At 58.1% G+C, this 11,247-nt stretch carries 7 protein-coding genes and 1 pseudogene; 7 read left to right on the forward strand and 1 reads right to left on the reverse strand.

Going from position 1 to position 11,247, the window contains the following annotated elements; all coding sequences use genetic code 11:
- The 5 genes and pseudogenes from WA354_RS12015 to WA354_RS12035 all read left to right on the forward strand — a co-directional run.
- Nucleotides 1–357: pseudogene (locus WA354_RS12015) on the forward strand (Gfo/Idh/MocA family protein); the annotation flags it as partial.
- 75 nt (nt 358–432) lie between these two features.
- Nucleotides 433–1,305, forward strand: a complete 873-nt coding sequence (locus WA354_RS12020) for a sugar phosphate isomerase/epimerase family protein (protein WP_472813252.1) — start codon at nt 433–435, stop codon at nt 1,303–1,305.
- 220 nt (nt 1,306–1,525) lie between these two features.
- Nucleotides 1,526–3,619, forward strand: a complete 2,094-nt coding sequence (locus WA354_RS12025; protein WP_472813253.1) for an EAL domain-containing protein — start codon at nt 1,526–1,528, stop codon at nt 3,617–3,619.
- Nucleotides 3,620–3,863: 244 nt separating this feature from the next.
- Complete coding sequence (locus WA354_RS12030; RefSeq protein WP_472813254.1) at nt 3,864–6,050, forward strand: Abi-alpha family protein; 2,187 nt, start codon at nt 3,864–3,866, stop codon at nt 6,048–6,050.
- 229 nt (nt 6,051–6,279) lie between these two features.
- Nucleotides 6,280–7,065, forward strand: coding sequence for an L-fucose dehydrogenase (locus WA354_RS12035; protein WP_472813255.1), 786 nt, complete (start codon nt 6,280–6,282; stop codon nt 7,063–7,065).
- Here WA354_RS12035 and WA354_RS12040 read toward each other — a convergent pair.
- Nucleotides 7,062–8,198, reverse strand: a complete 1,137-nt coding sequence (locus tag WA354_RS12040; RefSeq protein ID WP_472813256.1) for a sensor histidine kinase — start codon at nt 8,196–8,198, stop codon at nt 7,062–7,064. The two genes, WA354_RS12035 and WA354_RS12040, sit on opposite strands and share 4 nt — an antisense overlap.
- A 379-nt stretch (nt 8,199–8,577) precedes the next feature.
- Here WA354_RS12040 and WA354_RS12045 point away from each other — a divergent pair, with 379 nt between their 5' ends.
- Entirely contained in the window at nt 8,578–8,937 is a 360-nt protein-coding gene (locus WA354_RS12045; protein ID WP_472813257.1) for a PadR family transcriptional regulator, read from the forward strand.
- Nucleotides 8,938–8,975: 38 nt separating this feature from the next.
- A partial coding sequence (locus tag WA354_RS12050) for an ADOP family duplicated permease (RefSeq protein ID WP_472813258.1) occupies nt 8,976–11,247 on the forward strand: 2,272 nt, incomplete at its 3' end.

Consider the following 11,247-nt stretch of genomic DNA (forward strand, 5'->3'; position numbering starts at 1 on the left):
ACCGAAGGCAGCGTGCTGGTCGATCGCGATGGCTACGAGGTCTATGATCTCAAGGGCAAGAAGACCGACGAATTCAAAGTGGGCAAGCAGACTTCGACGGCCGATCTGATTGGCGCCGACTCCATGACCGACGCGCACTTTGCCAACTTCATCGCCGGCATTCGCAAGGGCGAGAAGCTGAACGCGCCCGTCTCGGTAGGCAACGTAGCGGTGACCATGCTGCAGCTTTCGAACATTGCATGGTTCGTGCACCGCGACCTGGACCTCAACCCTGCCGATGCAAAAATCAAAAACGACTCAGAAGCCATGAAGTACTGGAACCGTGAATACGAGAAAGGATGGGAGCCGCGCATATAAATGCCCCCTGGGGCTCACGCCGTTGACCTTTTCGGCGATTTTGCACGGCACACCGCATATGAGGAATTCAAACAAATGAAAACGATCTCACGACGCACGTTTGTCCGCTCTTCAGCTCTACTTGCTGCTGCTTCCACATTGCCCATCCGTCAACCCGCATTCGCCGAACTCACGGAGGCCGGTGGCGCGCCTTCGCCGATCCGGTTGGGCGTCGCGAGCTATACGTTCCGCAACTTCCAACGTGCCCAGATGATCACTTGGATGAAGCAGTTGAACATCACCGGCCTGAATGCCAAGGACACCAAAGACCATTTGCCCATGGATCCGACGGCAGAGGCTCAAGCAGTATCCGACTACGAGGCCAACGGCATTCACCTGCACGCTGTCGGTGCCATCTACTTTCAGAAGGACGACGACGATGACATCCGCGCGAAGTTCGAATACTGCAAGCGCGCCGGCGTCAAGGTGATTGTTGCCGGCGATCCGGCGCCGGCAACGCTGCCGCGCGTGGAAAAGTTTGTAAAGGAATACGACATCAAGATCGCCATCCACAATCACGGGCCCGAGGACAAGATCTTTCCGTCGCCACTCGACGTGTTGAAGTTTGTAAAGAGCATGGATCCGCGGATGGGCTGCTGCATCGATGTGGGTCACTGCATGCGGGCGGGAACCGACGTCGTCGAGGCCATCCACGCTGCCGGTCCGCGTCTTTTCAACATGCACATCAAGGACTTGACCAACTTCACATCGAAGGAGAGCCAGGTCGCCGTGGGCGAAGGCAAGATGCCCATCCGCCAGATCTTTGAGGCTCTCACCAGGATCAAATACCCCGGCTGGGTCGATCTGGAGTACGAGATACATGCCGATGATCCCATGCCCGGCGTGACGGAGAGCTTCGCCTACATGCGTGGAGTGCTGTCCGGTATGGGATACAACCCTCGCGCCTAGAGCGCAAGATACTCTCGGTGATCTGTCGGACGAACCGCAGCAAAGGTGTGCGTGCCGATGTCAGTACTCCTGTCACAACTGAGTCTTGCAAGTTTTTGGCATCGCGCAAAACGATCGCGCATCATTGCGGTAGGGGCATAATATTGAATTAACCTAAACAGATTTGCCGTGCTGACGCCGGCCGGGCGCAGCTTCGCAGAAGCGCCATGAAGGCAAGGATTTGACTCTCCCGGATTCGTATCTCGCCGACTTTGCGTCCTCGTACGGCGAGGAGATTGATCGACTGCTGAATCGCCTGCTGGAGAATCATCCGAACATCGATGATGACATTCACGAATTCACCGAATCCTTTTACAAGCACCTCAGCGATCGAGCCCAGAGCTCGGCAATTCTGGCTCGATTGAGCCCGGTCGAATTGGATCGTCTCAAGTCGAAACAGGCGGAGCATCTGAAAACACTCCTGTCGCCCGGAATCACACGGGAGGCGCAGTATGACAGAGCGCTCGAGGTCGGTTGGATACACGAAATGGTCGGAGTCCGCCTTCCAACGTTGATGGAGACATACCACCTTTATTACGCCAAAATTGAGGAGATCCTGAGCACTGAGGCGCTGGCCACCGATCACAAGGATCGGTTGAGGGCGGCGCTGCATCAGCGCCTGCAACTCGATGTCGAAGCACAGATCGCCAGCCATGCTCGATATGATGGCGAGATTGCTTCAGTTCTCGCCACGCTGGATGCGGCGATACAGAAAGCGAGCAATCTTGCCGACACGCTGCGGTACACATTGCAGGTGTTGGGAGATTTCGATGGCATCGCTGCTTGCCTGTTCTCGCGGCCCGACGCCCACGGCGCTATGCAAATCGAAGCTGAAGGTGGGAAGGAGGGGTCGCTTTATGCTGAGGCACTGCGAACACGACGCGCGCCTCTTTTCGAGACAGCCGCAACCAGCGAAGCCGGAGACGGACCGGCGGGACGCGCGTGGCGTTCCGGACAAATTCAAACCAACAACTCGTTTCAGGAAAATGCAACATTGCATGCCTGGAAACATGAAGCCGCACAGCGAGGATTTCGCTCTTCCGCCGCGGTCCCCCTTATCGATGAGTCGGGGCAGTCGTTCGCAATCCTGAGCCTCTATAGCTACTGGCCTGGATTCTTCAGCGCCGTGACGCGAGAAGCCATGCTGCGGCACATCCAGCAATCCATGAGCCACGCCATCTTGCGTTGTGAACAAACATCCGTGGTTTCGGCGGATTTGAGCAGGAAGTACAGGCAATATCTCGAAGATGGCGCAGTTGAGATGCTGTATCAACCCATCATCAACTTGCGCACCGGCAAACTGGACAGTCTGGAAGCTCTGGCAAGACTGCACGGTACCGGCGGGCAATTGATTTCCCCGGCGGCTTTCCTGCCAGCTTTCGGCAATGCGGGATTGTTGCGCCTGTTTCAACTGGGTCTCGACCAGGTTTGCCTTCAAATGCGCTCGTGGCGGGACAACCACTCTGAGCTGACTCTGTCAGTAGGGATCAATCTGCCGCCGGATGGGCTCACCCAGGACGCCTATCGAGATTGCGTTTTTGAGACGCTCTCACGCTGGGATTTGCCCGCCAGCGTATTGACACTGGAGATGCTTGAGAGCAGGGAATCACTCGATATCGCAAGACGCGATGCGCGTATTGCGGAATTCCAGCAGGCAGGCATCCGTATCGCGCAGGACGACCTGGGCTCAGGGCACAGCTCCCTTCTCCGCATGGACCGAGTTCCCTGCGATCGCGTGAAAATCGATCAGGGACTGGTGCGCGGGGCCTTGAAGAGACCGGTTCGTGCTCTGGAATTCATTTATCACCTGACTCTCCTGGCGCAGGGCTTTGGCGCTCCTGTGACGGTAGAGGGCCTGGAAGATCTCGGTTTAATCGAAGCCGCCGCCATTCTCGGCGCGGATCACGGGCAGGGATATGGTATCGCCAAGCCGATGCGTTCTCAGGACGTGATGACATGGAACCGGACTTGGACCTTACCCATTGATGCCGAGAGGCCCCGCACGGCTCTAGGTGCCCTCGCGGGCTACCTGCTGTGGGATCACAAGCTGGGCATGCTGTCGGATTGGCCGGAACTCGCTGCCAATTTCATCAAGGAACCCTGGCTAGTCCATCGCTATCTCGATCGGGGAGTAAACCCTGATCCCGAACTGCCCTCGATGCTCGAGCGCACGCAGATTCTCGCGTTGCATGGGCAGAGAAGCCCCAAATACGCCAAGATGCGCAAAGAACTCATCGAGCGCCTCGGAGAGATCTGGCTACAAGAGAGACAGTAGCTGCACATCATCTGTGCGCGGCGCAAAGTCGAGTGTACTCAGCAATATCCCCCAACAATTACTACGGACATGGGTACTTTTGCGCCTAATCGTACCTCTCGAGGTGTGGCGCGGACCGCCATCGATGCTATGTTCAAGATTCGTGTGAAATGGGCGTCCCTTGAGCTCCGTGAGTGCTGCACCGGCTCATGAACCGCCCAAAGCAGCGGGACCGATTTAGCCGGAACTCGCATTACTGGAACGTATGGAATCCAAGACTTGCTGTGCGTACAACGTCACCAGGGGATGCAGGATCAATTCCACGGTCACGGTCGCCGACAGTGCGCGCGAGCCTCTCAAAATCCTGAAGGTACTGGTCGAGGGTCTTGCCCGGGATTCCAAGTCGAGCCTTTGGTTGACACCCCTCGAGTATGCTCCGCAGCTGACACGGCTCTTCCCTTTCGACCTGGCCTACCTTGACAAGGATATGAAAGTGCTGGTGGCTGTGGAGTTACGGCCCGAGATTCCCGCTCCGAAATTTCGTACCGAAATTGCGAGCGCCCTGATTCTGCCGTTCAACAGCCTTCAGTCGAGCAGCACGGAACCTGGCGATCAGATCATTGTGTGCGTCGAAGATGAACTCGAGCTCCGACTCGCGGAGATCTCCTGTCCCTCGGTCGTGGAGCCGGTCACGCTTGTTGCGGACATCCCCATTGCAGCGAGCAGCCTGCCCTTTACTGCGTTTCCAAAACAGCCGCTGCATCCATTTCCGAGTTCGCAGGTCCTGGTTCACACGCTTGCTGCTTCCGTTCCGCAGGGCACCGGGTCCACGGTAGGGATGGTCAGCACCTGGCAGATCTCGAACTCGACCACGGCTACGGCGGTGCTCGAGCCTGTCGAAGTTCGAGAGGCCTCTCAAGAGGAAGAAGCGGGCAGCGAGAAGCTCGCGAATGTTGCTCCAGCGTACACGGAAAGCGCGGATCTCGATGAGAAGGTCGCGAGTGCCAGTATCCCGGGCACGGCTTCCACCAAGATCTCCGAACTATCCGACACAGCCGCTTTTGCTGAGGTTGCGCAGAGTGCCCAAAAGGAAGCGGCTCCTGCGGCAGTGGAGGCCATCACGGTGGAGCTCGAAGCTACCGCGAGAGAGCCGGAGACCGTCGCGGCGGAGTTGGAGACGCTTGAGCCGAACCTGGACGATGTAGATGCAAGCGGCCGAGCAGAAAAGCCGAAGAGCGACGTTCCTCTGACTGCGCAGGTGGTGGAGCAAGCAGGGTTGAAGGCGGCCGCATCTGAGACCAAAGCAGATGCTTCCATAGCAAAACGCAAAAGAACCACGGAGAGTGCGCCCGCAAAAGTTACCACTTCGACCGACGCCGGGCGAGCCGTAACACCGAAGAAAAAACCCCGTGAGGAGAAGAAGGAATCACTGGGAGTTCTGGTGAAGCGCTTTCTGAATTGCGAGGATCCGCTGCCGGAGAGGCGCTCGATCATACGGCTGCTCGTGCAGGGGCTGATCGCATACACCGGAGACGGCGAAGAGAAAAAGCTGCACGAGGTGCGCGATGTGAGCCCGACGGGGCTGTATCTGCGCACGCAGGAACGATGGAAGCGGGATGACGTTGTTTCGCTGGTGCTGCAAAGAAAGGGCGGCACAGAGGAACAGTGCGAGAAGCGCGTCACTTTGAAGCTAAGGGCAGTTCGATGCGACGACGGCGGGATCGGATTGTCGTGGTTATGGCCGGAGGGTGTTGAGTTAGAAGCCTGGAGGCGGGTGCACACGAAGAGATCGGATGAGACCGATGCCGATTATTTTCTGCGAGAACTTCGCCTGACGAGCGCTCTCGGGTTCCTGCGACAGATCTGTCCTGCTGCAATGGAAGAGATGAAGGTGGGGTTTCATAAGCGCCTGAGCAACAAGAGAGTGGCGAGCGCAGTGGAGATTGTGCTGAAGGCGCAGGAAATGCAGGGCCGGCTGGAACCAGGTGCGAAAGTGCAGGCTCATCCTGACATGGTGAGGCGCACTCTGGAAAACGGATCTTGGACGGAGGATGACTGGATTCGGCAGTGGTGGGCTGGCCTGCTGGTGAGCTCGTGCAGCGCCGAGGCGCCGGACACGTCGAATTCAGTGTTCATTGACTTGCTGGCGAAGCTCATGCCGGTTCACCTTCGCGTTCTCGAGTTCGTCTGCCGCAAGGCCACGGAATTGATCGAGGCAGGTGAGCCTGCTGCGACGCTGGACCTCTATTGCACCGCTCAGGAATTGATCGAAGCAGTGGGATCGCAGAGTATTGCGCGGATCCATCAGACTATGGGCCAACTGTCGTCGCTCGGACTGCTTGCGGAGAGCAACAAGCCCTCTTACGTCGCGGTGACGGACAAGGTCAAGACGCGAACGCTGCCGACGCCGCTGGCTCTGAAGATGCACGCGCGCTGCAACGGCCATCAATAATCGGCGTTGCTGATGCCGGACGAAAATCGCCGTTGATCCCGAGTTGAGCCCGCTTCATCGAAAAAAAGTAATCTTACGAATTGATTGTCGCGCCGATTGCACCTCGCGTATGGTGCCATGCGCGTAGCCGGTGCGATGATTCGAAGGAACAACCCTGGCCCGGCGGAGTCGCTGAAGGCTTTGCATAGATGGAGACTCGCAGGGCTGGCTTTGGGGGAGATGAAAGCCTATGGACCTTGGACTGAAAGACAAGCTGATTGTTGTGACGGGTGGTGGAGCTGGAATCGGGGCGGGCATTTCGCGCGCCTGCCTTGCCGAAGGCGCACGCGTGGTGGTGCTGGGCCGACGCTCGGAAAATGTGCAGGCGTTCATGGTTGAGATGCAGGCGACGAACGCCAAATGCACCCTGATGGAGGCGCATCTCGAAGACCTGGGTCGCTGCCAGTCGGCCATCGCGGAGATTGAAGAGGTTCACGGGGATATCTACGGGCTGGTGAACAACGCAGGAGTAAATGACGGTGCTGGATTGGAGAAGGGAAGCGTGGCGCGCTTTGTGGAGAGCCTCAACAAGAATCTGATCCACTATTACGCGTTGGCCCACTATGCGCTGCCTTCGCTGAAGCGGAGGCAGGGAGCGATTGTGAACATCAGCTCGAAGGTTGCGCTTACCGGGCAGGGGAATACGTCGGGGTACGCTGCGAGCAAGGGCGCGCAGTTGGCGCTTACGCGCGAGTGGGCCGCGGAATTGCTGCCCTATAACATCCGCGTGAACGCTGTTCTGCCAGCGGAGGTGATGACTCCGCTCTATCGGCGCTGGCTGGATACGCTGGGCGATCCGGAGGCGGAGTTGAAGCGGATCACCGACAAGATTCCGCTGGGGCATCGGATGACGCTCTCCTCGGAGATTGCGGCAGCGACTGTGTTTCTGCTGTCGCCAACTCAATCGGCGCACACTACGGGCCAGCACATCATTGTGGATGGCGGGTATGTGCACCTGGATCGCGCACTGACCTAGGCTTCAGCGACGGCCATCGCATCGACAATGCCTTGCGCGGGGGATTCATTAACAAGTTCCCGTGGCCAGAAGACGGTAAAACGAGTCCCTTTGCCTTGCCTGGATTCCACCTCGATGGAGCCGCCGCGACGGGTCACCATCTTTTTAACAGCCCAGAGACCTATGCCGTTGCCGCTTTCGCCCTTGGTGGTAATTCCGAATTGAAACAGATTGGGCAGCATCTCGGGTGCGATGCCAGAGCCCTGGTCTTCGACGGCAATCAGCACATCGTGCACTCGCCCTTCGATGCGGATCTTCACCTCTGCACCGCGAACGCTGGTAGCTTCGCAGGCGTTGCGTACGAGGTTCAGGAGCACCTGGCGTGTCTCCATTGGGTACGCATTCACAGTAGTGTCGCCCGTACTTTCAATCACGAGTTGAATTTCGCGCTGGAGGAGCAGCGGCTGAAGCAGGGACTGCACCGAATCGGCCGATGCGCAGAAGTCAACGCGCTCCGGCTCTTGATCCTGTCGGAAGAACCCAAGCGTAGAACGCGCGATGGTGCCGATACGGCGCACTTCCTGCTCGGCCTGCTCCGCCATGGCCTTCACTTCGGTCGGAGCCGATGGAGAATTCTGGATCAGGAACATCAAATTCTCGATCGCGGAGAGAGGGTTGCTGATTTCGTGCGTGACAACGGCCGACATACGGCTCCACTCTTCAAGTTTGCGGGCGGTAAGCAGGCTGTCTTCAACGCGCGCTTTCTCGGTCTGCGCATGCTTCAGGCGTTGTGCGTAGTCGTTGATTCCAAAGGCCAGTTCAGGCGCACGGCGAAAGATCTGGAGAGCGACGTAGCCAGACAATATCGCGGTGACGATATTGGTCCAGGCATCGACCCAGAAGATAGGGATCCAAATGGTGACGACTTCCAGTAGGTGCGTAGATCCGCACGCCACGATGAAAAGCGCAAAGCCTATCAGAAAGAAGACCCAATCGCAGGCGATGGCACGACCCGTTTTGCGAGCCAGGTAAAAGAGCGTAACGCAGATGCTGAGGTAGCTGAGAAACGTGATGGCGTTGGTTACGGCCATCGTCCAGATCAACTGCGGGTCCTGTCGCCAGCAGACAGCATGGGGCATCAGGGATGGATACATATCAATGACCTGCCGATTTTGTAGGAGCGCGATTTCACATAATGGGCATTGTCGCCAGCGGGTGGAACTGGCAAAATGCCAGCCCGCCTTCGAGCAGAGAGGGGCCTGGGGAAAGAGACCTGCAATGTTGCCATCGGGCGGTTTGCGAGGGAAGAAGTCCGGGCAAACCGTATTTCAACAGCAGTCTTCTTTTACCAGCGAATATCGTTACCAGGCAATCTCGTTTTGGTAACGCTTGGCTTGATTTACCCGATTTCTCAACCCAGTCAGCACAGTTTTGGGGGATTCAGTGGCACACCGGTCAGAGATTTGGCGGTCTCCTGTGGTATATCCACATGTCTTTGTGGGATACTTCTGTGGTCGTACCACAGGTATAGAAATGTCTCCTGAAAAACTTGATCTTCTGCAAGGAACGCTCGACCTCATGGTGTTGCAGACACTTACGGTGATGGGCTCGCTGCACGGTTACGGCATTGCACGGCGCATTGAGCAAGTGAGCGAAGACGCAGTGCTGCTGAACCAGGGCACGATCTACGCGTCCCTGGTGCGGCTGGAGCAGCGGGGATGGATCAGCTCGCGCTGGGGCACATCAGACAACAATCGCAAAGCGAAGTTTTATTCGATCACCGTGGCAGGGCGGCGGCAGCTTATGGCCGATGCGCGCTACTGGGAGCGGCTGAAGGATGTGATGGAACGCGTAATGACCATGGACAAGGCCGCGGAAGGTGCTGACGCGTGAGTGAGCTTTGGCGCTTTTTGGGACGAGCGTGGGCATTCGTGCGCAGGAGGCCCCTCGATGCGGAACTCGACGCGGAGCTTGCCGCGCATCTCGAGATGGCGATTGAGGACAACATGGCTCACGGGCTGCCGGCGGCAGAAGCGCGACGGCTGGCCCTGGTGAGCATTGGCGGCATGGAACAGGCGCGTTACAGACACCGCGAGGCGCGAGGATTTATGAACATCGACATCCTGATGCAGGACCTGAAGTACACCATTCGGACCCTTTGGCGCGATCCCAGCTTCACGGTAGTCGCAGTGCTGATTCTTGCGCTGGCGATCGGCGCGAACATTGCGGTCTTCAGTGTCGTAAACACGCTGTTGCTGCGGCCGCTTCCCTTTCAGAACGCGCAACAGCTGGTGTGGATTGCGCCGCCCCCGACCAAGTGCGGGTTGTCGTGCGCAACGTATTCGACGGATGCCTACGATCAATTTCGCGTAATGAGCCATTCCTACCAGGATGTGACGGGTTACTTTGCGTTTTCGAGTTCGGACAATCTGAGCCTGAGCCTGGGTGGAGGAGCGCCGATAACGGCAACCAGCATCGACGTCATCGAGAATTTCTTCCAGGTGCTGGGAGTGCAGGCGCAGATGGGCCGAATATTCACACCCGGCGATGCCCGCAATGGAGCGGCCCCGGTGGTGCTGCTGACCCATGCGTGGTGGAAGCGGCAGTTCAATGGCGACCCGCAAATTGTGGGCAAGGCGTTCGACATGAACGGCCAGCAGACTACGGTAATCGGCGTACTGCCTGCGTCATTCGATTTTGGCGCCGTTTTTGCGCCGGGAACCAAGGTCGATGCAATTACGCCACTCAATCTCTATGGGCCGCCGCGCGACTGGGGCAACATCATCACGTTCATCGGGCGGCTCAAGCCAGGGATTGCACTGGGCCAGGCGCGCGATGAAGCGGCGCGTATCGCTCCACACATGTGCTGGAACTTCAAGTATCCGCAGACCTGCGGAGACTATAAGGACGCTGTAGTCCCGGTTCCCTTAAAGGATTACGTCAGTGGAAAACTGCGCCGTTCGCTGGTAGCGCTGTGGGCAGCGGTTGGGGCGATCCTGCTGATCGCGTGCGTGAATCTGTCGAACCTTTTGCTGGCGCGCGCTTCGGCGCGGTCGAAAGAATTTGCGATGCGGGGTGCCCTGGGGGCGAGCCGCCTGCGCATCGTTCGGCAGCTGCTTACTGAAAGCCTGGTGCTTTCAAGCGCAGGAGCGATCTTTGGATTCATGCTTGCGGCCGTTCTGGTTTCGTGGCTGGCGCACCAGGGAGCAATCGCCCTTCCGCTACTGAGCACGCTGCACATCGATGGCGCGGCGCTCGGGTGGACGGTACTGATCGCGGTTTTTGCTGCGACGGTGTTCGGGCTTGTTCCGGGACTTCGGATAGCCGGCGGCAATCTGCAGGAGTCGTTGAAAGATGCGGGACCGGGCGCGAGCTCCAGCCGCAAGCACGAGCGCACGCGGTCCAGTCTCGTGGTGTCGGAGGTGGCGCTGGCATGCATGCTGCTGGTCGGCGCAGGGTTGCTGCTGCGCAGCTTTATCAATGTTCTGAATGTTGATCTTGGATTCCAGCCGGACCGTGCAGCGGCAATCAAGCTCACCTACGACGACAGTGTCCCAGGTGACAAAACCGGGGATTTGAGCGCGCGGAAGCGGGCGGCAATTTTCCAACAAATTTTGACGCGCATAGGAGCGCTGCCTGGAGTGGAGGCTGCGGGTATGGTCGACTATCTTCCGCTTGGACAGAATCGGGCCTGGGGAACCCCCATCCCCAAGGGTAGAACTCGGAAGGATTTCAAGGATATAGCCGGACCACTGGTGTATGTGATTTCACCAGGCTACATGCGCGCGATGGGCACCGGGCTGCGTGGGCGCGACTTCACCTGGGACGACGGACCGAAGAGCGAAAGCGTCGTGCTGATCAATGATTCGATGGCACGCTTCTTCTGGCCGAATGAAGATGCGGTAGGGAAAGTCCTTGGAAATGGCACGGACGACAAGAACAACCTGCGCGTGGTTGGCGTTGTGTCGGATGTCCACGAGGAAAACGTCGACGGCGTCCCAGGCTGGCAGATTTATTACCCTATGACGCAGGCGACTCCGTCGGGTTCAGAGTTGGTGATACGCACCAAGCTGCCTCCGGCATCGTTGGCCGGCAGCGTATTAGCCACCTTGCGCGATATGAATCCCAAGCAGCCAGCCGCCGAGTTCAAGCCAATACGTTTGCTTGTGAGCCATGCCGTCTCGGGACGGCAGTTCTTTATGC

The sequence above is a fragment of the Occallatibacter sp. genome (assembly GCF_049802275.1).
Lineage (GTDB): Bacteria > Acidobacteriota > Terriglobia > Terriglobales > Acidobacteriaceae > Telmatobacter.